Raw genomic sequence first — 25,017 nt, forward strand, 5'->3', positions numbered from 1 at the left:
AACGGCCATTATGAGAAAAGAATTGCTATTCGTGAGTAAGTCCCCTCTTGCTCTCCTCGGTGCGCGAGGGTAAATTTCAACTCAACTCGCAAAATTCGCCCAACGTCGAACTCGCGTTCACGCAAACCTTCTTCTTCCCATTTCATCTCATGGAGATGTCCCGTGCCCGTACGTCCCACGTCTCACTTCACCTGGCAAGTGCTCCGTACCGCGAAGCGCAGTAAGAAGCCCCTTAACGGCCGCGCACTGCGCCTGGTCCCCACGCGCAACACCAAGGACGGCTCGTTCCTGACGGTCCTGGTCACCGACGGGCTCCTCGAGCGCGTGAGCGGCACCGATGCCGATCCGTTCGAGGCGACCTACACGCTGACCGAGAAGGGCAAGTTCGCCGCGGAATACGGCGAGTACGAATTCGACCTCAAGCGCCCCGAACCGGAAGCGGCCCAACCCGCCCCGACGCGCAACGGGCGCGGTCGCTAATCGCAAGAACCGACACGAACGAGCACCGGGCCGTGTGAGCACCGCCCGGTGCTCTTGTATTCACTTCCCACCCGTGCCCCAGTTCGGCTCTGCACTTCCATAGCTACTTCAAGCTAATTGAACTTATTTGCATCGAATCGTCACCGGTCATTTTGTTTACAACCACCGGGAGGAACACCTCCCGGCATTGCTGCTTGATCGGCTATACCAACCCATCCTTCTGAAAGGTCGCCTGTCCTAGAAAACCGCTAATCACCTTCACTTATCCAGTCATTCTGCTGATCGGATAGTCGTGCGGATGGCTGCTCGCGACCTCAGTATATATATAATCCGATTTGCTCCTGGGACCGCGTGCGGACGGAACGCACGACTACCCGAGTTGAGTAAACACCCCCAATTTCAGATGACCCGCCCACAAGCAACGAATTTCAATCCTTGGAGCTCGAATCCGCGTAACGACTTAGACGTCGCGTTCCAGACGCGACAACTTGACGAATGGGAATCGCGCCTGAACGCGGCCTACGAAGCAAGCGCGCTCCCAAAGAACCGCCGGCCGAAGAATTGGACCGGTTCCTGATCGAACTGCGTTTGCCGAGCGCGTGACCCGCAGAAACAAAAGAGCCGCGGATAACGCAGATTACGCGGATCAAACAGCAGAGCGTTTTTAGCCCCGTCGGGGCGGTAGCGCGTAACCAGGGGTGAAACACTAGCACAACCCCTGGCGGGACTGTGGGTACCTCTCACTACTTTACGGTCACGGCCCGCCCCCGAAATGTTACGGGTACAGGCCGCGCTTGCTCTTTTCGCGCGCCACCTTCTGCACGCCCAGGCTCAGCGCCGCGAGCCGGTTGCCGATCTTCCGCGCCTTGGCCTCGTCGCGCACCCGCTTGAATGCCCCGAGCATCAGCTTCTTCAACTGAGCGTTGACCTCCTCCTCGTCCCACATGAACTGCGCGAGATCCTGCACCCACTCGAAGTACGACACCGTCACGCCGCCCGCGTTGCACAGGATGTCCGGGATGACGAAGACGTCCGTGTTCGCGAGGATCGCGTCGGCCTCCGGGTCGGTCGGGCCGTTCGCACCCTCGGCCAGCACGCGGCACTTCAACTTCCCCGCGTTCTCCGCGGTGATGACCCGCTCCATCGCGGCCGGGACGAGCACCGTACACGGCGTGGTGAGCAGTTCCGCGTCCGGGATCGCTTCGGCCTCCGGGAACCCGACGATCGTCTTCCGCTCGTTCTTGGACACGTACTCGTTGAGCCGCGCGACGTTGATGCCGCGGTCGTTGCGGATCGAGCCGTAGCGGTCGCCGATCGCGATCACCTTGGTGCCGAGCTTGACCAGTTCGTCGCACGTCACCGAGCCGACGTTACCGAACCCCTGGACCACCGCGGTCGCGCCCTCGGATTTGATATTTAGTTCGTCGAACGCCTCGGAAATGCAGTACACCACCCCGCGCCCCGTAGCCTCTTTGCGGCCCACGCACCCGCCCAACTCGACCGGTTTACCGGTCACGATCTCGGGACAGGCGTACCCCACCTTCATCGAGTACGTGTCGTAGATCCAGGCCATCGTCTGTTCGTCGGTGCCCATGTCGGGCGCCATCACGTCCACGCGCGGGCCGATGATGTTCTGAATCTCGTCCGTGAACCGGCGCGTGAGGCGCTCCTTCTCTCCGCCCTTCAGTTCGGCCGGGTCCACCGCGATGCCGCCCTTCGCACCGCCGTAGGGCAGGTTCATGATGCCGCACTTCCAGCTCATCCACATCGCGAGCGCGGCGACTTCACCGAGATCCACGTTCTTCGCGTACCGCAGCCCACCCTTACTCGGGCCGCTCGTGAGCGAGTGCTGCACGCGGTACCCCACGAACACTTCCGTGTGGCCGTCTTCCATGCGCACGGGCACGGCCACGATCTGGGACCGCTTCGGCACCATGAGCCGCTCGGCGACGCCCTTGTCGAGGTCGATCACCCGCGCGACGTTGCGCAATTGCTGGCACGCCATCAGGTACGTTGGCGAGCTGATGAACGGATTTGAGGCCGGATTGCCCGGGGGCATCGCAGACATGATCTGCACCTCGAACGGGGAGAGGAACCGTTACTTTGGCACTACGGGATTATACGCCGGGTTACTGGCCACTCGGCCGGCCCCATGTGATTCGGAAGCCCAGAGATACCTCGGATCGGAAGCGAGCTAACATTTGCTAACATTTCCTGACCGACGAACCGGCGTGAGTCTACTCAACGATTACAATCCACAGTAACTCTTTATTCCCCAAATTCTTACGTGCAAATACGGCCACCCCACGCCTCGTGTGATCGGCCGATTTCCGCTAACAAGCGTTAACACCCCCCGCTCTTTCTCCCTGTTTCTGCTCACTGAACGCACGCGATTGCATCCGCTCGAAGTTTGTTCGCGGCCGCCAATACCCCGCGAACGCGCCACCTCGACAGATAATATACAAAATGACACGTAAAGTCCAGAACCGATGTGAATCTTTTGGTCCACAGGGCTTCCGCCCTGTGCCTTCTTGTTCTTCTTTGTGTCTACCTCTCCTGTATGTGGAAGTTTTGGATGAAGTAGCACCTCTTCCAATGATCGCCCGGGAAATACCACGGGGGCGGGGTACACCGGATGCGCACGGTCGTGCGCCCGGGGGGCAGTTCCGCGCGGAGCAATTGACTTTGCATATGGCGCGACCGATTCTGGCTGTCGTCCTCGTGCGGTTTCTCGACCTCGAACGCCCCGTTGGTGAGCCCCGACAGCCCGGAGACCGAGAAGTGGTACTCGCCGACCACATCGACCCCGACCTGGAACGTGAGGTCGACGCTCCGGGTCCGGTCGGTCGGGTTAACGAGAACGAGGGTGGACGTGTAGCTCCCCCACAGTAGCAACTCGCCGTCATAAAACGGCTCGTCCAGCGAGAACCCTTTGAGCCACAACGGGACGATCAGTTCGCGCTCCACCCGGGCCTGGCGCTCGAACTCCTCAGCCCCGACCAAGCGCTGGTAGGCGTCCCGGTACGGCCGCAGATCGAGGAAAAACTGCTTGCCGTCGCTGTGGACCACTTCCGGGAGCCGGGCCGCGCTCTGTTTAACGAGGTCGGCGTAGATCGCGTGGACGCGCTCGCGCGGGTTCACCACGCTCACCGGCTCGGTTTTTCCGGGTTCGACGCGCCGCGGGAGGTACCCGCGCCCGTCGATGAACAGCCCGTCGAACCCCCGGACCACGACGCGCCGGAGGAACTCGTTCGGTTTCTCGAACGACACTTCGCGCTGCCAGCAGTCCGCCTCGCGCCGCTTGATCGCGCCGAAGCTCCACGTCGGCGTGTCGGTCATGAGGTACCCGCGTGCGTGCTCGTAGGCCTGCATCTTCTGTACGGGCGGGCTCTCGGGGAACGCGATGTAGGGCAGGCAGAACACGCGCGCGTTAGGGGACCGCTCCTCGATCTCCTGGAAGAACTGTCGGTCGGTCCGGAACCGCTCCGCGTGCTGGTTCGTGACCGTGATGACCTTCTGTTTGAACCAACTGTACGGGGTCTGGTCCAAGAAACCGATCAGGAACACCGCGGCGAGCGCGGGGTAGCGCGCCGGCAGGGTCGCGCTCTCGAGCACCCGGTGGCACCACGCCCCCGCGCGCCTCGACGTGAAGTACAGGGCCCCCGCGACAATCCCGCCCGAAACGACCACCGAAAGCGCCAGAGCAGCCGCCAGTACGGGCAACAACGAACCGAGTGACTCGTGGTCAATCACCCCGACCGCGCCCAACACGGCGACCACGATTGTGCCAATGAGCGGGGGCAGCGGGAGCGACCAAATGATGTACTTCCACCGAATAATGGACCAGCGCCCGGTGTGCGTGAGCAGGTACCGGTCCAACCACCAGAGCGCCGCGAACAGGCACAAGAATCCGATAAACACGCTGATGCGGTTGTACGCGCGGATCTGGGCCGACACCAGCAAGTTGAAGAGCGACCCGAACCCGCCGACCGTGGCCAAGAGCACCAGAAACAGCACCAGCCCCACGAGCGGGCCTTCGGGCCAGCGCCGCCGGTGCGGGAGCACCGCCATCACCAGGAGCGCCACCAGCCCGGACCCGCCGACCACGCCGAGCGCCCCGGCACTTTCGCTATCTACGGGGCGGCTCGGCGTGCTGTACAGCGTGCGGAGCTGCGAGAAGATGGTCAGGTTGTGATCGTTCGCCGGGAGCAGCAGGTGCGCGAGCTTCAGTCCGTAAGTCTCGGCCTCCTCGGGCCACCGGTCGGTGATCGGGTTCGCCCCGTACCGGGACTGGTACACAACCGTTGGGTAGTGGAACGCGACCCCGACCGCGACAACCGGCGCCACAACCCACGCGGCCGAAATCACCCCGCGCGAGGTGCGAGCCAACAGGCTCGCGTACACTCCGGAAAACGCATACGTCGCGCACGCGAAGAAGGCGTAGTACGCGCCCGCCGATGCCGTGAGCGCCCCGAGCGCGAGCGGCCACAGCGCGCTAAACGACGTGAACCGGCGCCGGCGCGTGCCGTCCGGTTGGAGCGGGTACAGAGGGAACTCGCCGCGGCAGAGCGCCAGTGCCGGCATCAGCGACAGCGGAACCACCCAGTACGCCGCGAGGAAGTAGTGATACTGGTAGCGCTCCTGGTGGTACGGCAGGAACGCATACAACAGCCCACCCACCGCCGCCGCGGGAAGCGAGAGCTTGAGCCAGCGCAGCACGAACATCCCCGTCAGTACCGTGAGCGGGTACGTGAGCAGGTTGTAAATGTTGTACGCGACGAGCAAATCGGGCGTGACACGGCTAAAGAGCCACAGGAGCCCGAAGTGCAGGTAGTCGATAATGGGGAAGTCGTACAGTTCCTGGACGCCCGGCGCGCCCATCCGGTCGTTGTGCCAGTGGGTGCCGTTCTCGACGATGTTCTTCGCCAGCGGCAGGTACAGGAGCGAGTCGAGATCGTAGTAAAACGGTGCGTGCAGATCCTGACTGTCGAGCCGCAACCCAGCGGTCACCAGGACGCTCGCCAGAATCATACTTCCCGCGTACCACACGAACCGCTCGCGGCGCGTCGGGACCGGTGCGAGGTCGGCTGGCGCGACCGGCTCGGGGCGCGTGGTTGGAACCGGAGCCACAGACGAGACTGCGGGCGACTCGGTCACTGAGTTCGTAGCGGAAACAGGAATTGGCGGTTCGGACATGCGGGGTCTCAAAACTGCACGAAGCCAAGAACCGTCACCCCGAATAGTTAGGGCAACAGGCACCCAATGTCACCCCTGATCCGGCCGACCGGTCCACAACTCGTACTCGGGTGCGGCTATTTGGGTCGGCGCGTCGCGTTGCGCTGGTTGGCCGAGGGCCGGTCCGTGGCCGCGCTCACGCGGAAAAACGCCGACGCGCTGCGGGGCGCTGGCATCGAACCCATCACGGGCGACATTCTCGCCCCAGAGAGCTTGCATACACTCCCACACGCGAACACCGTGCTGTACGCAGTTGGCATGGATCGCAGCGCGGGACGGTCCATGCGCGAGGTGTACGTGACGGGTCTGGCACACGTTCTAACTACGCTCCCACCGTACAGCCGGTTCATTTACGCATCTAGCACGAGTGTGTACGGCCAAACTAACAGTGATTGGGTAACGGAATCCGCGCCGACGCAGCCATCAGAGGATTCGGGCCAGATCGTACTCGAAGCCGAACGCCTGCTACGGTCCCGGAAACCCGACGCGATCATCCTCCGGTTCGCGGGGTTGTACGGCCCCGACCGGCTCCTACGCAAGCAACCGGTCCTGAAGGGCGAACCGCTCGTGGGCGATGCGGACAAGTGGCTGAACCTCGTTCACATCGCGGACGCGGCTTCTGCCGTGCTCTGGGCCGAAGCGCACGCCGTTCCCGGAGAAACGTACAACGTCGCCGACGGCACCCCGGTATCCCGACGCGACTTCTACACGCGCCTCGCCGAGTTGCTCCGCGCCCCGGAAGCGAAGTTCGACTCGCGGCCCGAACCCGGTGCCCCGAACCGACGCATCGACGCGACGAAGTTCCGCGCACTCGGGTGGATGCCTGCGTTCGCGAGTTACCGCGAAGGCTTGACCGCGGCGGTCGCGGAATCGACCATGTAACCTCCTCCAACAAAGGTGCCCCATGATGTTCCGCTTACTCGCCGTCTGCACCGCACTCGCGGTCGCGCCCCCCGCGTTCGCCGAAGACAAAGACAAACCGAAGCCGAATCCGCTCACAGCCAAAGAGATCGCGGACGGCTGGATTCTGCTGTTCGACGGCGAAACCACGTTCGGGTGGAAGATCGACGGGACGGCCGGGGTGAAGGACGGGGCACTCGTGCTTGGGGGGGCGAAGCTCACAACGGCCGTGAGTACGACCACATTTTCTTCCTACGAACTGCAAATGCAAACCAACGGCGCGGGCTCGGTCAACCTGCGTTCGAGCAAGGGCGGTTCTCACAGCGCGGGGCTGAGCAAAGGACCGTCGACGGTTCACATAACGGTTGTTGGGAGCGACGCTGGTGGCTCCTCACTGGAAAATCGCACGACGGTGGACCCGAACACAGGAACCCACACGAACATCGCTGTGGCCATGAGCGGTCCGGCCGAACTCCGGCTCGAAGTTCCCGCCGGTGGGAGCCTTTCCGTTCAGTCGATCAAACTCCGGCCCGATGGTCAGAAGGCCCTCTTCACCGGAAAGAACCTCGACGGCTGGAAGGTCAACGCGGCCGATCCGAAGCGGATGGCATCGAAGTGGGAGGTCACGCAGGACGGTGAACTGTCGCTCAAGAATGGTCCGGGCGATCTCGTGACGGAGAAGGAGTTTGACAACTTCGTGCTGCAACTGGAGTGCAAGACGCTCGGCAAGGCGCTCAACAGCGGGGTGTTCTTCCGCTGCATCCCCGGCCAATACCAGAACGGCTACGAAGCCCAGATCCACAACGGCATCAAGGACGATGATCGCACCAAGCCCGCGGACTTCGGCACGGGCGCGGTCTACCGCCGGATCGCGGCAAGGAAGGTGGCGGCCAACGACAACGAGTGGTTCACGATGACGGTTGTGGCCAACGGGAAGCGCATCACGACGTGGGTGAACGGGTACCAGACCGTGGATTGGACCGACGACCGTAAAGAGAGTGACAACCCGCGCCAGGGCTACCGCGCCGCGAAGGGACCGCTCTCAATCCAGGGCCACGACCCGACCACAGACATCCTGTTCCGCAACATCCGGATCGCTGAGTTGCCCGCGAAGTAGGCGAACCCCGACCGCAAGGTCGGTGGGTAACTGGGGCGCGGCCCGTCACCCACCGACCTTGCGGTCGGGGTTCACCGTACCGTGTCTCACGCCTTCTTCGTCGGGCCGTGCTTCGTTTCGGGCACGTCGCTCTTGGTCACGTCGAACCACGCATCCTCGAACACGATCCGTTCCTTCTTCGCCATCGCCATGTTCGCGGTCAGCGCGAGGATGGCGTCGGCCATTGCGACCTCGCCGTGGCACCGCGGGATGATGTCCTTGTGTACGAACTCGCCCTTGTCGTTCTTCGTGTAGTCCACCTTCCCGCCCTTCTTCTGCCACATACGCACGCAGTAAGCGAAGTGTTCCATCTCGGTGCGGTAGCCACGAACGGCGCTGTCCCAAGCGGACGAACCGGCAGCCTTTCCGACGGACGCACTAGCCCCGCCGCCGCCCCAAGTGGAGGTCGATTCCATCGTGGGCTTACCGCCACCGGCGCCGGTGACGGTGACCTTCGTCTCCCGCCCACCAGTGTCGCCCTTCTTGGACTTGTCCTTCTCGCGCCACAAGTAAACGTCCGCCTCTTTCTCAAGAAACATCGTTCCCTGACTGCCCATGACCCATTCGCCGTACCCCTCAAACTCGTTGGAATTGAACGAGGTGAACGTCACAACCACGACGTCGTTCTCGTCCTGACCCTTCTTGTAGCCCTTCGGGTGGTTCGCACCGGGGAACTCGAAGGTCACGAACACGCCGTCGTCGCTCTCGCGGTCGTTGCGCCCCTTACCGTAGAAGAACTTCCCGCCCACGCCCTGCACTGCCAGCGGTTTGACGTGGCCGAGGATGATCGAAGAGGCGTCGAGCTGGTGGCTCCCAAGTTCGGCCATCAGTCCGCCCCCGGTCTTCTCGGAACACCGCCAGCGTACCAGTTCGGCAATGTCCTTGAACCCGTACTTCGCCGGGTCGCCGAACGCCAGACTCTGAAGCACTTCGGGCGTCAGTTTCTCAGCGTCCTCGCGCGGCACTTCCTTCCACCACGAATCGACGTAGTACGGGATACCGTAGCGCTCATCGAACTTCTTCTTGTCGAACGCGCTGGGGCTGTACGGCCAGGAGTTGTTCCGGTGCCACAGTGCCCGAATGTGTTTGATGTCACCGAGAATGCCGTTCTCGATCAGTTCCAGCGATTGCGCGTAAAGCGTGCTGTAGTGGCGCTGGTGCCCGACCGCGAGGAGCACGCCCTTGTCCTTGGCGTACCGGATCATGTCCTTGCAACGAGTGACGTCGCGGGCCATCAACTTTTCGCACAGGACGTGCAAGCCGGCGTCCATACACGCCTTTGCGATCACGTCGTGCGTGTTCAGCGGCGTGGCAATGACGACCGCTTCCAGTCCGAGCTTCTGCTTGTCGGCGAGGAGTTTGTCGAGGGTATCGTACTGCGCGATCTTCTTGGCCGTGTTCTCGCCGTAGACCTTGTTCAACCCCTTCCGCGGCCCGGTGTCGCCCTTGAAAATGCGCTCCAGATTGGTCGGTCGGATGTCACACACCGCGACGATTTCGTTGTACTCCGGGTTGTGGTCCCCCATGAGCACGCCGCCCTCGTCGCCGCACCCGATGAGGGCCGTCTTCACCGCCTTGTTGCCCTTCCACGACTGGTAGCCGAAGTACACCGCGGCCGACACCGGCACGACCGCACCGGCCGCCAACCCCGCCTTCAGAACGTCGCGGCGGTCGGGGTCTTTTGAATCGCCGCCGGTCACCATCGAGTGCATTTTGCCGGCGCGGGCGAGGTCGCCGGTCGCCTGATCGAAGTTCGCTTTACCGGCAGCCTTCTGCTCGGGGGTCAGATCGAGAGCCATGAGTCTACTCCGGGGAGGTAGCTGTATTGTCCGCTCGAAAGCGTGTATTTGGGAAGAAAGAAAAGTCGTAGAGGTTTGTCGGAACCCGGGCGTCGCGTGCCGGCGCCACATCGGGCAGACCGACACGCCGCCGGGAATTGCGATCAGGCCGGGCAGCCCTTGCACTTGCAGAACGGTCGGAGCACGATCGCGTCCAACCCGAGCCAGCGCCCCGTGGGGTAGCACGCGAGCGTAAGAAGGGCGAGTGCCTCGATCACGTTCTTGTTGATGAACAACGGGTTGCCCTCAGTGTTCGGCGGGATCGGGTACCACGGAAACGCCGGGTGCGCCAGGTACGTCATCACCAAGAATCCCGCTGCCAGCACGCACGCGACGCGGGTGAGCAACCCGGCCATGAGGCACGCGCCGACTGTAACCAGGAACCACATCGTGAAGCGGTCCATGCGCTGGCCGGCCGATAGTTCCGTCGGTTCCTCGACGGCTTTACCGCCGTTGAGGTCTTTTTTGAGTTCGGCGATGAAGGTGTTAGCCTCACGTGCGAGATCGGCTTCGGCCGCAATCGCATCCGTCCGAAACCCCGCCACGCGTTTCGTGTCGGTGCCGTAACCGTTCCCAAGGCCGTCGACCTGGCGCGCTTCGGAGTCCTTTGTCTCGCGCTTCTTTTCCTCCACGTAGCCGATCCACTGCGGGGCCGTGAGCGCCCCATCGCCGCTCGTAAACTTGAGCGTCGCCGGCCGCGCGTCCACACCATACACCCACCGGGCGTATTTGGCTTTGGCAGCCTTAACCAGATCGTCGCCAGTGGATTCAAACGAGTCGAGCTTCTTCTGCGCGACTTGCCGGGCCTTTTCGCCGTCGGCTTTCGCTTTCGCCCGTGCCGCGTCGCCAGCGGTCTTGGCCTTGCTGCGTTCCGCGTCGGTCTTCGCAGCCTTCGTCGCTTTCTCCTCGGCAGCCGTCGCGTCCTTGGCGGCTTTCTCTTCCGCAGCAGTCGCGTCCTTCAGTTCTCGCTCGGCGTTGGCCTTCGCAGCCTCTTTCGCGTTCGACGCAAGTGCGTCAAATTGTTTCGCGACCTCTTCCGGGCACTCCACAGCCTGTTCGTCCGGTGTCAGCTTGTCAAAATCTGCGCGCGAAATCGATTTCGGTGCCTTTACTTTCTTTGCGATTTCCACTTCGGGGTCGGAGAACTGCTTGCGCATGTGCTCCCCGAGCGGCCCTGGCGCGGCTTTGAAGTACGGCTCGCTGCTGAACGGCCGGTTCGTTTCGGTTACCCCGGTGTGAATCGAGTGGATCTTGTGCAGTCCCTCGAACGTGAAGTGCCACCCGATCGCGATCCGCAGCGCGAGCAGGAAGAACACTCTCAGGGACCACTTGTTCGTGGCGGTCGCGACTACGAGCGCGATCAGCGTTCCGGCGAGGCCCGCGTACAGCACGCTGAGCGGAATCGGCAGGTGACTCATGAGTAATCAGTCCGCGTGATCCGGAGGAGAGTAGACGTCCGGGGCAAGGTTGAAGCTACGGAGGGTGATCCCCCCGCCCCCCTTCGTCGGAGACGGGGGGGCAGAATCATTAACCAAACTTGACCCCTCTCGGCTCGGCGGGGGGGTCGGAGAAGAGTCTTCTGAAGCCACAATCGCACCCAGTGCGGGCCGCAACCGGGTGAGCGTTTCTGCGCCCGACGCGCCCAGCACGAACGCGGCCGTGGACATCGCATCGGCTTCCGCAGCGGTCGGGGCGACCACACTCGCGCTCGCGGTGCCGAAAGCCGGCCAGCCGGTGCGCGGGTCGAGCAAGTGGCCCAGTTTCTGACCGTTATACTCGAAGAACTGGAAGGTGGCTGCGGAAGTCCCCAACCCGGCGCTGAAGAGCCGCACCATCCCGAGCGATTCGCCGTCTTCGGAATCGGGTTTCGGGTTCTTCAGGCGGATCGGCCAGCCGCGGGAATCGCCCGGCGGTCCGCCGATCGCGTACACGCTGCTCCCGCCCCCGTGCAACAGCGCGGACCGCACGCCCCACTTCGTGCGCAGCAGGTCCGCGGCGCGATCGAGCGCGTACCCCTTCCCCACCGCGCCGAGGTTCAGTTCCAGACCCGCGACCCGGAACTTCACCGCGTGCTGTTCAGCGTCCAACAGCACGTGCCGGGCGCCGGTCGCACGCATCGCATCGACCAACTCGCGGGGAGCAGGCACGCCCGGTTCGCGTCGGAAAAAGCCCCATGCTTTCGTCAGTGCCCCGGTCGCGATGTCGAACGCTCCGCCCGTCTCCTTCGTCCAGACGGCACAGCGCGCGAGCAGATCGAACAACTGTGGTTCGATCTCCACGAACTCCTTCGACGCCGATGCGTTCACGCGCGACACTTCCGAGTGGTCGCGGTACACGGTCATCTGGTCTTCGAGTTCGTCAATGAGATCGAGTGCGTCTTCTGCGGCGGCGACGGGATCGGTGTGCGAACCGACGGGAATGGCGACTTCAAACGTGGTCGCCATCGCGCGCCGCGACACGCGGACGAGCGAGAACTCGCCCGGCGCCTCCGGCTCATCGGCAAAGAGATAATCGAGCAGCATGAGAAAGGCAGAAGAGCGGCCGCGGATAAACGCAGAAAACGCGGATCAAACCAAGAGAAGAATTCAGGATAAACAAGATTTAATCCTGTCTATCCTGTTAATCCTGTCAAAAATCCTTCTCTCAAATCCTGTCGTTTATCGCGTGAATCGGCGACCGCTCTCGGTCTGGAAATCACACTTCGTTCATCTGGTCATGGATCATCGGGTCGAGGTGCTTCGTGTTGCGCTCGACGGCGAGGACGATGGTGCGTTCCTCGACGCCGTCCGCACTCGCGGCCACGGCGGGGATGATCTGCCGACTGTCCGGCAAGTTGAACGTCATCCGGAACGTGCCGTCCGAGTTCAGCTTGATCGGATCGTTATTGAGTGTCAGGTGCGCGGCCGGATCGGTGCGGCCGAACACGATCAACTTCGCGTCGATCTCGAAGAAGAACTTCTTCACGCTCCCCGGCGGAACGGCCCCGGTACCGAACGCGGTCTGCTTGGGCGGCCCGAGCGGGCGCCCGAGGCGCTCCTCGAACAATTCCCGGAGTTCCTGGTTCCCGCTCGACTCGAACCCGCTGGACATCGCGAGGATGCGCTCTGCCTTCCACTTCGCGTCGTCGTCGTCCCAGCCCGCGTCCATGCCCTCGACCGATTCGCCCGCACCGGCCTTCGGCGGGGTCACCACGTTCGAGCGCGCGAGCACGTAGAAATCGCCGCGTTTTGAGACGTAACCGATGTCCGCCCGGTACGCGCGGGGCGGCTGCGGCACGTCGATGTACCAGTTCTGCCCCGTCCCGTGGAGCATGATGTCGCGGATGGGCGTTTCGGAGGTACTGGTCGTGTCGCCGCTGGTCACATCGAACAGCCGGATGATGAGCTTCGCACCGTGCCAGTCCTGGCGGAGTGCCGCTTCCGCGCGCTGCACGGAGTGACTGGACAGCTCCCAGTAAGCGTTCAACCAGTACGGGTTGGACACCGCGAGTAGAATCCGGTCCTTCGTGACCGGGTTGAACGGTTTGTTCGCGGTCGCGTCCTTCGCCGATTCACGCGGCGGAACCAGTGACTTCGTCACCGGCTTGGCAGCAGCGGCAGGTGTGGGCTTCGGTTGAACCAGTGGTTTAGTGACCTGAGCCACGGGCGCCTTGTGCGAACCGTTCGCAGCCGGCTTGCTCGCCACAGGTGCGGCCGGCTTCGCCTTTGCGCCGGGCTTGGCAGCGGTCGAATTCTTGGCAACGACTTTAGGTTTGGGCTTCGGCGTGGTAGCCTTTACCGGCTGGGCCGGACGTACCGGTGCGGCCTTTTCGGGCTGGGCCTTCTTCACTTTCGTGACTTTGGCCGCTACTTTTACGGTCGGCTTGGCCGCAATTTTAGCCGGCTTTGCCACGGGCTTCGCAGCAACGGGAGCTTTAGAAAGTGCTTTGAGGAGAGCGGGCTTATCCATGCCGTCCCAGCCGCGGACCCCGCGGCGTCGGGCCAGTTCAGCCAGTTCCTTCTTGGACCGGTCGGTCAGCGAGCCAGCAGTCTTCATCGGCGAGCCACTCCCCGCACAGCGTAGGCGGTTGTGGGACGGTCTGGTAACATCCGTGCCGAAACAGCCGCGGCTCCGGGTTCCGTCCCGGCGAGGTCGATCACCTCGGCGTAATAACAATTTCGCCGGGCGACGCTCGAGTCAGTACCCGAGCAACAATAATACGGAACCCAAATCCTAACGCGAAGAACAGTGAGCGAAGACGTCCCGCCCAAATGAGTCCATTCGCATGGCAGCGAACATTCGACTCGAACAGAGCAGAAAGTCTATTGTGGTAGGCACTCTGCGTTCGTCGGCCCGTTACGAACACAACTTATACTAAAACAAGCCGACGATCTTTTGTCTGGGCGGGGAGCATTCCTAACTCGTTGCTCATCATAGGAAAACGCGGGGCGGCGTGTCAATGTGATTTGGCGGCCGGAACTGGTTTACGGGACTGATTTTGCCCCACCTGCGGGGCGTTGAAAATGATACAACGCTCAAGAATTGCGCATTCGCTCCCTTAAACCCCACCTAAACCGCCCTCACTAAAGCGATCCAACTGACGACAAATCATCAAGGAAAGCCTTTAGTTTCCAGCCTCTCATGGCACTCAGCCGTGCTTGTGAAATATTTCACGAGATGCGGATTGACTTTGCCTCTGAGTTACTCACAATACGCCCTTGTTCACGAAAACACTCTGGGCGGAACCGCGACGTGGGGGCAGCCGCAAAGGTCGCTGTGCTGGTCGCCGGGGCGGTTGTTGCCGCGGGAATCGGGTTCGTTGTCACGGGCTGGATTGCTAGCCAGCCACCCGTCCTGACAGTTGTCGCTGCGACCGCTTTGTGCCTGTCATCTGCCATTGCGACGTTTTTGCTCGCGGATGCGGTTTTTCGGCACACGCCACAGTTCGGCCCGATTGCTGTCCTGATGGGCACCGGGGTCCGGATGGCAGTAGCGGTCGTCGGGGTTTTGCTGCTGAGCGAGGCACTTGCGAAATACGGCACACCGCGGGACGAGTTTGCCGGATGGGTCGCTTATCTGTACATCGCCACTCTCGCAATCGAATGCGGGTTACTGATGTACGGCAGCAAGACTCAAGTGATTCCGGAGAAGGCGCCGTGAACCGCGACCGCGGCACGAGCGATTACAGCGGACTGGCCCTGATCGGGACCGCGGTAACCGAACTCGTCGCTCCCATTCTGATCGGGGTCTGGACGGACAACCGATTCGGCTGGGCGCCGTGGGGATTGGTGATCGGTACGACGATCGGGTTCGTGGGCGGCATCGGGCACCTGTTGCTGATCGCCAGCCGCGCGGACAAAACGAACAAAACGAAGTCGGGCGAGAGCGACGGACCGAGTAAACCGCTCTCTTAGCACCACGCGAGAGACGGTACCGGACCGGGGAGAGGATCGATCATGGCGCAGGATCCGCTCGAACACGTACTCGACCACGCCAAGTGGGTCGGGCCGTTCTCCAAACACCAAGTTCTGCTAGTCGTTGCGGCAATCGCGGTCGCAGTTCCGTACATTTTGCTCGCACGTCGCGTGAAGGACGGCACCCCGCCCCGCGGACCGTTCTGGAACTTCCTCGAAATGCTCCTGCTGTTCATCCGCGACGAGGTCGCGCGGCCGAACATTCACGGCGGGCACGATCACGACGAGCCGCACGGCGTTCACGACGCCATTACTGAACAAACTCACGCGCATCACGGCGCGGTGGCCAAACCGCACGTCCACTTCGCGGACCGCTACGTGCCGTTCTTGTGGACCCTGTTCCTGTTCATCCTCGGGTGCAACCTGCTCGGGATGGTGCCGTTCCTCGGTTCCCCGACGGCGGAACTGAGCGTCACACTCGTTCTCGCGCTCGCGGTGTTCTTCGTGATCCACGTATCCGCGATCATTAAGCTCGGCATCGGCAAATACGTGATGTCGTATGTCCCGCGGCTCAAGGGCGACAACCTCGTAATGACCCTGTTCCTTTCGGTGCTGATCGTTCCACTCATCACCGTCATCGAGGTGATGGGGGCGTTCATCCGGGCCGGGGTGCTCGCGATTCGTTTGTTCGCCAACATTTTCGCCGGGCACGTCGCGTTGGGCGTGATCCTGATGTTCGCCGTCGCCGATCCAGTGGCGGGTGGACTTTCTCCCGGGGGCACGGTCGCGGCTGTTGTTATGGCCACCGCCCTCAGCGTACTCGAACTGTTCGTCGCCTTCCTGCAGGCGTTCGTCTTCGTCCTGTTGACGTCGATTTTCTTGGGCATGCAACTGAACCCGGAACACTAAACCTCGGTCGCGCCCGGCCGCGTGCCGGTGCCTTCCAACCCCGTGTAGAAAGGGACCGACTGCTATGAAACTCGCTTGCCGTATCGCCCTCGCGTTCGTCCTGTTCACCGTCAGCGCCCTGCCCGCTCTGGCCGCGGCCGACCCTGTTCCCCCCACGACCGCTCCGGCCGCGTCCGCTGGCAACCCCGGCGCGGGCCTCGGTGCCGGTATTGGCGCGGGGCTGGCCATCGTTGGTGCGGGTATCGGGATCGGGCTCGTCGGCTGGTCGGCCCTCGCCGCCATCGCCCGTCAGCCGGAACAAAAGGGTGCGATCCAGGTTAACATGATCGTTCTGGCCGCGCTCGTTGAAGGTGCCGCCATCATCGCGCTGCTCGTGATCTGCTTCCAGCTCATTAGCAAGGCCTGATCCGCCCTGGAACTGACCCAACCCTGAAGTGGGGAGATGGCACCATGACCACCTTCGTCCGGACGGCGGGCGCGATCGCCGCTGTCCTGCTGTTGCCGGCCCTGGCAGTAGCGGCCGATGCCCCCAGCGGGCAGAAGAACATCCTCGAACCCAGCCTCGTCAACTCGATCGTGACGGTGGTCGTGTTCGGCGCGCTGCTCGCGATCCTGTACACGTTCGCGTGGGGGCCGATCCTCAAGGGACTTCAGGCCCGCGAGGAGGCCCAGTTCCAGGCCATCGCCGACGCGAAGAAGGCGAAAGAAGAGGCCACGGCTCTGCGCACGCAGCTCGCCGCGGAAATGGCCAAGGCCGCCGACCAAGTGCGAGCAATCATGGAAGAGGCCCGGCGCGACGCCGAAGCCCTGAAGGTTGCCGAGCGTGAGGTCGGGGTCAAAGAGGCTCAGGCCGAGCGCGAGCGAGCGGCCCGGGATCTCGCGAGCGAGCGAGACGCTCTTCTCAAGGAAGTGAGCCAACGGGCTGTGGACTTGGCGTCCATCATGGCGACCAAGGCCATCCGCCAACAGGTGACGATCGAGAAGCAGAGCGAGTTGGTGAACGAATCGATCGCGGAACTCAACACGAGCGCGAGCCGGGCGTAAGCCACTGAGTTTGATGCTTCCCCGCTGTTCCCCGTGAGCAGCGGTAACGAGTAACGCCTTCGCCCCTGGACCGCACGCACATCGGTGCGGCGAGGGGCGGGTTCTTCGGTTCCCCCGGAACACACATGGCGAACGTCGAAACCAAGCACGAGACCGTTCTGGACGTGGGAACCACGCGGTCGCGGCTCGCGCGCATCTACGCCGAGGCGCTGCTCGCGGCCGCGGCCCAGAAGTCCCCCCAAGCCATCGACGAGGTCGGCACAGAACTGTCCGACTTCGTCCGCGAGGTGGTCGCCGAGAACCCCAGCGTCGGGACGTTCATCGCGAACCCCACCGTCGGCAAGAAGCCGAAGACGGCGGCCCTGTTGTTGGCCCTGGACGGCCGCGCGTCCGAGTTGCTCCGCGGGCTGGTCACCGTTCTTGCGCACAACAACCGGCTCGACCTGCTCCGCGGGATCGCCGCCGCGTACCTGGGGCTGCTCGACGACCGTGCCGGCCGCGTGTTGGTGCGGGTCGCCAGTGCCGCCCCGCTCTCGGGCACCCAGCAATCCGAACTCACGACGAGCCTTCAGAAGCTCCTGCGTCAGGAACCTGTTTTGGACGTGCGCGTGGACCCGGACCTGCTCGGCGGGCTGGTGATCCAGGTGGGCGACTCGGTCATCGACACCTCCGTCCGCACGCGCCTCCGGTCTCTCCGTACACTCTTGCTCGATAAGGGCGGCAGCAATGGCAACAACTAAAATCAGCGCCGGCGAGATCATCAGCGTCCTGACCAAACAAATCACCGACTTCGACCGCCAGGTCGAGACGCGCTCGGTCGGGCAGGTTCTCGAGGTCGGTGACGGGATCGCCCGGTGCTACGGGCTGTCCGAGGTCATGGCCGGCGAACTCGTGGACTTCCCGCAAGCCGGGATCAAGGGCCTCGCGTTCAACCTCGAAGAGAACTCGGTCTCCGTCATCATCCTCGGCGACTACCTGAAGGTCACCGAAGGGATGGAGGTCCGAACCACGGGCGAACTACTGTCCGTGCCGGTCGGCGAGGGGATGATCGGCCGCGTGGTGGACACGCTCGGGAACCCGGTCGACGGCAAGGGGCCGATCGCGACCACGAAGCGCCGGCTCGTCGAGAGTCCGGCCCCCGGGATCGTCGACCGCCAGCCCGTGAAGCAGCCGCTCCAAACGGGTATCAAGGCCATCGACTCGATGACCCCCGTCGGCCGCGGCCAGCGAGAACTGATCATCGGCGACCGCAAGACGGGTAAGACCGCCATCGCGATCGACACGATCATCAACCAGAAGGAAGAGAACGTCATCTGCGTGTACGTCGCGTGCGGGCAGATGGAATCGAAGGTCGCGGGTGTAGTCGAGATCCTGCGGAAAACGGGCGCGATGGATTACACCATCGTCGTCGTCGCGTCCGCGTCCGACGCGGCCCCGCTCCAGTACCTCGCCCCCTACGCGGGCGCGGCGATGGCCGAGTACTTCACCTACGAGCACGGCCGCGACACGCTGTGCGTGTACGACGACTTGTCGAAGCAAGCCGCCGCGTACCGTCAACTCTCGCTGCTCGTGCGCCGGCCCCCGGGCCGCGAGGCGTACCCCGGTGACGTGTTCTACGCCCACTCCCGCCTGCTCGAGCGGTCCGCGAAGCTGGCCGAAAAGTGGGTCATCGTCGACAGCAACACCGACGCAACGAACGTCGCGGCTCATTGGGGTATCAACAAGGCCGGCAACCCGATCGAGAAGCGCGGCCCCGGTGACGAGGGCATGGTGTACGTCGGGCCGGGTGAAAAGGGCGGGTACGACCAGGCCAAGCACGACCTTAAGGCGTTCCCCGGCGCGAAGATCGTGAAGGTCGCGGGGAGCGGCGGGTCGCTGACCGCGCTGCCGATCATCGAGACGCTAGAAGGCGAAGTGTCGGCATACATTCCGACGAACGTGATCTCGATCACCGACGGCCAGATCTACCTCCAGCCCGACCTCAAGAACGCGGGCGTGCTGCCCGCGGTGGACGTCGGGATCTCGGTGTCCCGCGTCGGTGGGAACGCCCAGATCGGTGCGATGAAGCACAAGACGGTTGCAGGGGGTCTAAAGCTGGCACTCGCCCAGTTCCGCGAACTCGAAGCGTTCGCCCAACTCGGTACCGACCTCGACAAGGTCACGCAGGCCCAGCTCGATCGCGGGTACCGCATGGTCGAGATCCTGAAGCAGGGCCAGTACAAGCCGCTGAACGTGATCGACCAGATCATGATCATCTACGCCGGTAACAGCGGCGGGCTGGACAAGGTCGATCGCAAGCAGGTGAAGGCTTGGGAAGAGCAGTTCCTCAAGTTCATGAAGGAGCAGAAGCCGGAAACCCGTGCCCTGCTCGCCAAAGAAAAGAAGATGACCGACGAGGTCATCAAGGCACTTGACGCGGCCATCGCCGAGTTCCAACCGCAGTTCAAGGCTTACTAGTGATATTTGGCGAACCCCGCCCGCAAGGGCGGTGGGTGCGGGTAAGCGACAACCCGCCGACCTCGTGACCGGGGTTCGCCCAACTCTAACAAGAAGGGAGGGATGGCACAATTCGTATGGATCGACTGGAACCTAGCGAAACTGGCAATGCACCATCTCTCCCCGGACGAGGTGGAGTTCGCGTGGGAGCACCGGACCGACGCGGACGAATGGGCTGAACCGGAACCGGGCGTCGAGAGCTACGGCCGCGCCCAGAACGGCCGGTGGGTGAAGATCATCTGGCGGTACAACGGGTTCGGCGACGGGGATCTGATCTTCGTCATCACCGCGTACCACATGCCGCACCCGCCCCCGCGGACCGGCACGAAACACTAAACACCAAACACCGCTCCAAAATGGCAAACCTTCGTGTCCTCGTGAAGCGCCGCAAGGCCGTGCGGAACATCCGCAAGATCACGAAGACGATGGAACTGATCGCGACCTCGCGCTTCCAGCGTGCCCTCAAGCGAGCGCAAGAGGCCGAGGCGTACACGCGCAAGATCGCCGAACTCGCGGCCGACCTGAGCAAGAACGCGAGCGAAGTGAGCCACCCGCTCCTCGCCACGCGCCCGGTGAAGAAGACACTGGTGCTCGTCATCACCGCGAACCGTGGGCTGTGCGGCGGGTACAACGGCGGCGTCCTCCGCGAAGCGGTCCAGGTCACGCGCCAGCTCGCCGCGACCACCGCGCCCTTCGACCTCGAAGTGGCCGGCAAGCGCGGGATCGCGTTCTTCAAGTTCCAGGGCGTTCCGCGAACGCGGGAGTACACGAACTTCGAGGACAAGCCGACGTTCGCGGAAGTGGACGCGGTCGCGAGCCGGTACATCGACCTCTACATCTCCGGGCAGATCGACGAGGTGAAGGTCGCGTACACGAAGTTCATCACCGCCGCCCGGCAGCAGGCGGTCGTGGAGACCCTGCTCCCGCTGTCGTCGGTCGAAGTCGCGTCGAGCAAACCCGCCGCCGCAGCGACGCCGGAAGCGGGTGGGGCGGACACGAAGACCGATTACGAATTCATCCCGGACGCTGCGGAGATCCTCGAAGAACTGGTTCCGGCTGCTCTGAAGGTGCGGCTGTTCAAGATGTTCCTTGACGCGGCCGTGAGCGAACAGATCGCCCGCCGCGTCGCGATGAAGGCCGCGACCGAGAACGCCGGCGATCTCATCAAGGACATCACGCGGGTTTACAACCGCACGCGCCAGGCGAACATCACGAAGGAGATCTCGGAACTCATCGCCGGGTCCGAGGCACTGAAGTAAGAGCGAAGGTCGCCATATGGTTCCGTTCCCGGGTTGAAATCCCGGGAAGTAAATGGCTGAGGGCCGCAAAATGCCCGATCGCCGAAAATTGACGTTTGCCACGCTCGACGACGCGGTTCGCGATGCAGAAAATTTGTTCGCGAAGGGATACGACAAGGCGGGTAACTGGGATCTGGCGCAGGTGTGTTTTCACCTCGCCGAGTGGATGCGGTACCCGATCGAAGGCTATCCGCAGTTGCCGTTAGTTCTGCGGCCCGTGTTCTGGCTGGTGCGAACGGCGGCTAGCAAGAAGATCAGGAACAAAATTCTCACCGAAGGGTTCCAGGCGGGCGGGCGCACGATGCCGCAGACCGTGTCCGAACCCGGCGGCAACGCGAGTGAGGCGGTTGCAAAACTGAAGGACGTCGCCGAGCGATTTCAGGGGCACACGGGACCGATTCACCCGTCACCCCTGTTCGGTCCGCTTAACAAAGGTGACGCGCTCCAGCTTCAACTACTGCATTGTGCCCACCACCTGAGTTTCTTGATTCCGAAGTAGGTCGGGCTGTGCCCGACGCCACGCAACGAACGAGTGTCGGGCTGTGCCCGACCTACAAAACTACAGAATACCACGCGAGTTCCTGGAGTAACCGATGGTTTCCACCGCAACGAAGTCCGGCAAGATCGTGCAGATCATCGGGTCCACGTTCGACGTGGAGTTCGAGGAAGGGCACCTGCCCGCGATCTACAACGCGCTGAAGATCAACACGAAGACCGCGGGCGGCACGGTCATCAACCTGACGGGTGAGGTCCAGCAGCACCTCGGCGGCAGCCGCGTGCGGTGCGTCGCCCTCGGCAGCACCGACGGTCTGGTCCGCGGGATCGACGTCGAGGACACCGGGGCGCCCGTGTCGGTGCCGGTCGGTCTCGAAACGCTCGGCCGCGTGTTCAACCTGCTCGGCGACCCGATCGACGGCGGCGGTGAGGTCAAGACCGAGGGCAAGCGCTCGATCCACCGCGAACCGCCGAAGTTCGACGAGCTGTCGCCGAAGTCCGAAGTGCTGGTTACCGGCATCAAGGTCATCGACCTGCTCACGCCGCTCGCGCGTGGTGGTAAGGCCGGCCTGTTCGGTGGGGCCGGTCTCGGCAAGACGGTTATTCTCACCGAGCTGATTAACCGTATCGCGAAGATCTATAAGGGCTACTCGGTGTTCGCGGGCGTGGGCGAGCGGACCCGCGAAGGGAACGACCTCTGGCTCGAAATGCAGGAAACGAAGACCAGCGCCGCGGCCGACGCGAAGAGCGTTCTCGAGAGCTGCGCGATGGTGTTCGGCCAGATGAACGAGCCGCCGGGCGCCCGTCTCCGCGTCGCGCTGTCGGCCCTGACGATGGCCGAATGGTTCCGCGACGTGACCGGGACTGAAACGCTGCTGTTCGTGGACAACATCTTCCGGTTCTCCCAAGCCGGGTCGGAAGTGTCCGCGCTCCTCGGCCGTATGCCGAGCGCCGTGGGTTACCAACCGACGCTCGCCACCGAGATGGGTGAGCTCCAGGAACGCATCACGACCACGAAGGACGGGGCCATCACCTCGGTGCAGGCCGTGTACGTGCCGGCCGACGACCCCACCGACCCGGCTCCCGCCAACACGTTCCAGCACTTGGATGCGTTCATCTATCTCGAACGGTCGATCTCCGAAAAGGGGATCTACCCCGCCATCGACCCGCTCGCGTCGAACAGCCGTCTGCTCGACCCGCAGTTCGTCGGCGAGCGCCACTTCGCGGTGGCCGACCGGGTGAAGCGCATCCTCCAGCGGTACCGCGAACTCCAGGACATCATCGCGATCCTCGGGGTCGAAGAACTGAGCGAAGAGGACAAGAAGGTCGTGGCCCGCGCCCGCCGCATCGAGCGGTTCCTCAGCCAGCCGTTCTTCGTGGCCGAACCGTTCACCGGGAAGCCGGGTAACTTCACGAAGCTCGAAGACACGATCCGCAGCTTCGAGGAACTGTGCGACGGCAAGTGGGACAACGTGCCGGAAGGCGCGTTCATGTACGTCGGCACGATCGAAGAGGTCGCTGCCGCCGCCGAGGAAGCCGCGAAGAAGGCCGGGAAGTAACTTCTGCCGCGACGAGTGACGGGGCACATTCCCCGTCACTCGCGACCGTTTCTTCACTCCTACGACCACACATGGCTGGCGCGCGTCAGCCGGAGCCGAACCAGATGTCGAACACCGCGAGCGGGCCTCTCCGCTTAATCGTCGTCACCCCGGAACGGGCCGTGCTCGATGAGGCCGCGGAGATGGTTATTCTGCCGATGATTGATGGCGAACTCGGGGTACAGCGGGGCCGTGCTCCGCTCATCGGCCGTCTGGGAGCCGGTGAACTGCGGCTCAACAGCGAATCGGGCGTCACGCGGTGGTTCATCGACGCCGGCTTCGTGCAGGTGCGGTCGAACGTGGTCACCGTGCTGACCGCGAAGGCCCGGCCAGCGTCTGAAGTCACGCCCGAAATGGTGATCGCCGCCGCGAACGAGGCTGCCGCGCTCCCCGCGACGAACGCCGTCGAGCGAGCGAACAAGGCGAAGGCCAACGATCGCGCGTCCGGTCTCAAGAGAGTCGCCGACAAGAACATCGGCGCGTAACGCAGCATTCGGCGTCTCCTTCGTGGCGCACGCATGCCAGACGCCTTCGCACTCCTTCGATTCCCTATCGCCCGGGTCGCGTTTACAGTCGGCCCGGTATTTGTAGTTCACCTCGCTCTCGTTGCCGTTCCATTCGTCGAGTTCACCGTCTGGTCAGTCGTGACGATGCTGGTGGTAAGCCGACTCATCGGCCTGGGTGTGACCGCCGGGTTCCACCGCTGCCTCACGCACCATTCGTTCAAAACGTCGCGCGGGCTTCAATTCGTACTCGCGGCCGTCGGTTGCGCGGCACTCCAAAAGGGGCCATTATGGTGGGCGGCCCAACACCGGCTGCACCACAAGCACTCGGACACGCCCGACGATCCGCACTCCCCGGTCGCAAAAAGCTTCTGGCACGCTCACTTCGGATGGCTCTTTACGCGCGACCCGGGAGTTTCAGACACACGTTCGATCCGCGATCTCACAAAGTACCCGGAGTTGGTCTGGCTCGATCGCCTGTGGGTACTTCCCGGCTTGCTCCTCGCGGCCGCCTGCTACGCCCTCCTGGGCTGGAACGGGTTGGTGTACGGCTACTGCTTAACAACGGTGCTGGTGCTACACGTCACGTTCGCGATCAACTCGGTGGCCCACCTGTTCGGCCGGCAGCGGTTCGGCACGGGGGATGGCAGCCGGAACAATGCCCCGCTAGGCATCCTGGCCTTGGGCGAGGGGTGGCACAACAACCACCACCGCGCGCCCCACTCGGCGCGACACGGGTTCGCGTGGTACGAGTTCGATGAAACCTACGTGTTCATCCGCGTGCTCGCACGGCTGGGGGTCGTGTGGGACGTGAAACTCCCGCCTCCAGAGATACTGAAGAGCGAAGCAATTTCCGCCCGCCAGTGCTCCCGACTTGGAACTTGACCGGAAGTGACGATCGGTAGTTACTCCCAGTAGTCTTGCCACCGCGTGCCAAAGGTGGCCTTCAGGCGCGTGAGGTACGCATACGTCTTCACCTTCACCATCCACACGTCCCCTCCCCCGCTACCGCCCTTACACACGACGCCCTCCGCAACGCCGTACTTCCCCTCGCGCACCGCTTCGAGGAACGCGCCGGTGAGTTTCCCGGTGTAAACGACACGCGGCGACGGGAGGTGCCCGAAGTCGGCCACGAACTGCGTTGGTGAAACGAAGCCGTAACCCTCGGCCCACACGTCGAAGAGGAGCGTCTGTTTCTGGTCACCCGGCTTATGTGCGCCGGCAAACGAGTTCGGTCCCAAGAACTCGGTGAACACCTTGATCGAAGTGAACGGCGAGTAGTTGGCGTGTTCGCGCAGGATCGCGTCCAACGGCTCCGCGGTCGTGGCGAGAAATACGGGTGCGGCCTCTTCTAAGCCGGGGTGCGCGGCGTTGAACTCCGCGGTACCGGCCTCGGTTAGATTGAACTCGTCGCGCCGCGAACCAAATGCGTGCCAGCTGAAGTCGCGCTCCCAGCACCAGTGCAAGTTGGTGCCATCGAGTTTATCGAACGCGACGCACCGGCCGATCGGCGCGGCGTCGCTCCCGGGCATCTTCGGGTAGTGGAGCATAATCCGAAAGGACGCGCAAGTCTGAGTATGGGTTCAGAGTGTTTCACCGCAGAGGGCGCAGAGAGCGCGGAGAAAGGCCGAATGAGAAATGATCTTTCCTGCCTTTGCTTTGCTCCGCGCTC

Annotated in this window: 23 protein-coding genes; 16 read left to right on the plus strand and 7 right to left on the minus strand. The window is 63.2% G+C overall.

Annotated features, from left to right (window positions below; all coding sequences use genetic code 11):
• Positions 1 to 162: 162 nt before the first annotated feature.
• Entirely contained in the window at positions 163 to 480 is a 318-nt protein-coding gene (locus VT84_RS20600; RefSeq protein ID WP_052560784.1) for a hypothetical protein, read from the plus strand.
• Positions 481 to 1,255: 775 nt separating this feature from the next.
• Here VT84_RS20600 and VT84_RS20605 read toward each other — a convergent pair.
• Positions 1,256 to 2,539, minus strand: a complete 1,284-nt coding sequence (locus VT84_RS20605) for a Glu/Leu/Phe/Val family dehydrogenase (RefSeq protein WP_052560940.1) — start codon at positions 2,537 to 2,539, stop codon at positions 1,256 to 1,258.
• Positions 2,540 to 3,027: 488 nt separating this feature from the next.
• Entirely contained in the window at positions 3,028 to 5,676 is a 2,649-nt protein-coding gene (locus tag VT84_RS20610; protein WP_157469665.1) for a hypothetical protein, read from the minus strand.
• A gap of 66 nt (positions 5,677 to 5,742) precedes the next feature.
• Between VT84_RS20610 and VT84_RS20615 the strand changes: the two genes are divergently transcribed.
• On the plus strand, positions 5,743 to 6,597 hold the full coding sequence (locus VT84_RS20615; RefSeq protein ID WP_082840835.1) for an SDR family oxidoreductase: 855 nt from the start codon (positions 5,743 to 5,745) through the stop codon (positions 6,595 to 6,597).
• 22 nt (positions 6,598 to 6,619) lie between these two features.
• Positions 6,620 to 7,732, plus strand: a complete 1,113-nt coding sequence (locus VT84_RS20620) for a DUF1080 domain-containing protein (protein ID WP_082840836.1) — start codon at positions 6,620 to 6,622, stop codon at positions 7,730 to 7,732.
• 86 nt (positions 7,733 to 7,818) lie between these two features.
• On the opposite strand, the gene VT84_RS20625 is transcribed toward VT84_RS20620, so the two are convergent.
• The 4 genes from VT84_RS20625 to VT84_RS20640 form a co-directional block, all read right to left on the minus strand.
• The gene (locus tag VT84_RS20625) at positions 7,819 to 9,570 is read right to left on the minus strand and encodes a Gfo/Idh/MocA family protein (protein ID WP_082840837.1); all 1,752 of its coding nucleotides are present in this window, start codon (positions 9,568 to 9,570) and stop codon (positions 7,819 to 7,821) included.
• A 143-nt stretch (positions 9,571 to 9,713) separates the two neighbouring features.
• Positions 9,714 to 11,027, minus strand: a complete 1,314-nt coding sequence (locus tag VT84_RS20630) for a DoxX family protein (protein WP_082840838.1) — start codon at positions 11,025 to 11,027, stop codon at positions 9,714 to 9,716.
• Positions 11,028 to 11,033: 6 nt separating this feature from the next.
• On the minus strand, positions 11,034 to 12,131 hold the full coding sequence (locus tag VT84_RS20635; RefSeq protein ID WP_082840839.1) for an FAD:protein FMN transferase: 1,098 nt from the start codon (positions 12,129 to 12,131) through the stop codon (positions 11,034 to 11,036).
• Positions 12,132 to 12,303: 172 nt separating this feature from the next.
• Entirely contained in the window at positions 12,304 to 13,644 is a 1,341-nt protein-coding gene (locus VT84_RS20640; RefSeq protein ID WP_052560791.1) for a DUF4912 domain-containing protein, read from the minus strand.
• 720 nt (positions 13,645 to 14,364) lie between these two features.
• On the opposite strand from VT84_RS20640, the gene VT84_RS39695 reads away from it, so the two are divergent.
• The 13 genes from VT84_RS39695 (at position 14,365) to VT84_RS20705 (ending at position 24,230) form a co-directional block, all read left to right on the plus strand.
• Complete coding sequence (locus VT84_RS39695) at positions 14,365 to 14,748, plus strand: hypothetical protein (protein WP_162271788.1); 384 nt, start codon at positions 14,365 to 14,367, stop codon at positions 14,746 to 14,748.
• Complete coding sequence (locus VT84_RS20650; RefSeq protein WP_052560793.1) at positions 14,745 to 15,002, plus strand: AtpZ/AtpI family protein; 258 nt, start codon at positions 14,745 to 14,747, stop codon at positions 15,000 to 15,002. Before VT84_RS39695 ends, VT84_RS20650 begins: the two co-directional genes overlap by 4 nt.
• 42 nt (positions 15,003 to 15,044) lie before the next feature.
• Positions 15,045 to 15,911, plus strand: a complete 867-nt coding sequence (gene atpB, locus VT84_RS20655) for a F0F1 ATP synthase subunit A (protein ID WP_082840840.1) — start codon at positions 15,045 to 15,047, stop codon at positions 15,909 to 15,911.
• A 127-nt stretch (positions 15,912 to 16,038) separates the two neighbouring features.
• A complete protein-coding gene (locus tag VT84_RS20660) occupies positions 16,039 to 16,317 on the plus strand; it encodes a hypothetical protein (RefSeq protein ID WP_410000401.1) in 279 nt (92 codons plus the stop codon).
• Between the two features lie 44 nt (positions 16,318 to 16,361).
• Entirely contained in the window at positions 16,362 to 16,955 is a 594-nt protein-coding gene (locus tag VT84_RS20665) for an ATP synthase F0 subunit B (RefSeq protein WP_082840842.1), read from the plus strand.
• 125 nt (positions 16,956 to 17,080) lie between these two features.
• A complete protein-coding gene (gene atpH, locus VT84_RS20670; RefSeq protein ID WP_082840843.1) occupies positions 17,081 to 17,695 on the plus strand; it encodes an ATP synthase F1 subunit delta in 615 nt (204 codons plus the stop codon).
• Positions 17,682 to 19,412 carry a F0F1 ATP synthase subunit alpha gene (gene atpA, locus VT84_RS20675; RefSeq protein WP_082840844.1) on the plus strand — a complete coding sequence of 577 codons (1,731 nt, stop codon included), beginning with the start codon at positions 17,682 to 17,684 and terminating at the stop codon, positions 19,410 to 19,412. The genes atpH and atpA overlap by 14 nt, the downstream gene beginning before the upstream one ends.
• A 102-nt stretch (positions 19,413 to 19,514) precedes the next feature.
• Positions 19,515 to 19,787, plus strand: a complete 273-nt coding sequence (locus VT84_RS20680; RefSeq protein ID WP_082840845.1) for a hypothetical protein — start codon at positions 19,515 to 19,517, stop codon at positions 19,785 to 19,787.
• 20 nt (positions 19,788 to 19,807) lie between these two features.
• Positions 19,808 to 20,710 (plus strand): ATP synthase F1 subunit gamma, encoded by a 903-nt coding sequence (gene atpG, locus VT84_RS20685; RefSeq protein ID WP_082840846.1) that lies wholly within the window; start codon positions 19,808 to 19,810, stop codon positions 20,708 to 20,710.
• 70 nt (positions 20,711 to 20,780) lie between these two features.
• Positions 20,781 to 21,248 (plus strand): DUF1569 domain-containing protein, encoded by a 468-nt coding sequence (locus tag VT84_RS20690; protein WP_162271789.1) that lies wholly within the window; start codon positions 20,781 to 20,783, stop codon positions 21,246 to 21,248.
• Between the two features lie 94 nt (positions 21,249 to 21,342).
• The gene (atpD, locus tag VT84_RS20695; RefSeq protein ID WP_052560801.1) at positions 21,343 to 22,803 is read left to right on the plus strand and encodes a F0F1 ATP synthase subunit beta; all 1,461 of its coding nucleotides are present in this window, start codon (positions 21,343 to 21,345) and stop codon (positions 22,801 to 22,803) included.
• A 71-nt stretch (positions 22,804 to 22,874) separates the two neighbouring features.
• Positions 22,875 to 23,327: a F0F1 ATP synthase subunit epsilon gene (locus VT84_RS20700; protein WP_052560802.1), complete on the plus strand. Its 453-nt coding sequence runs from the start codon at positions 22,875 to 22,877 to the stop codon at positions 23,325 to 23,327.
• A gap of 33 nt (positions 23,328 to 23,360) precedes the next feature.
• Entirely contained in the window at positions 23,361 to 24,230 is an 870-nt protein-coding gene (locus VT84_RS20705) for an acyl-CoA desaturase (RefSeq protein ID WP_052560803.1), read from the plus strand.
• A 20-nt stretch (positions 24,231 to 24,250) separates the two neighbouring features.
• On the opposite strand, the gene VT84_RS20710 is transcribed toward VT84_RS20705, so the two are convergent.
• Complete coding sequence (locus VT84_RS20710) at positions 24,251 to 24,895, minus strand: RNA ligase family protein (RefSeq protein ID WP_052560804.1); 645 nt, start codon at positions 24,893 to 24,895, stop codon at positions 24,251 to 24,253.
• Between the last annotated feature and the right edge of the window lie 122 nt (positions 24,896 to 25,017).

It is taken from the genome of Gemmata sp. SH-PL17 (genome assembly GCF_001610855.1).
Classification (GTDB): domain Bacteria; phylum Planctomycetota; class Planctomycetia; order Gemmatales; family Gemmataceae; genus Gemmata; species Gemmata massiliana.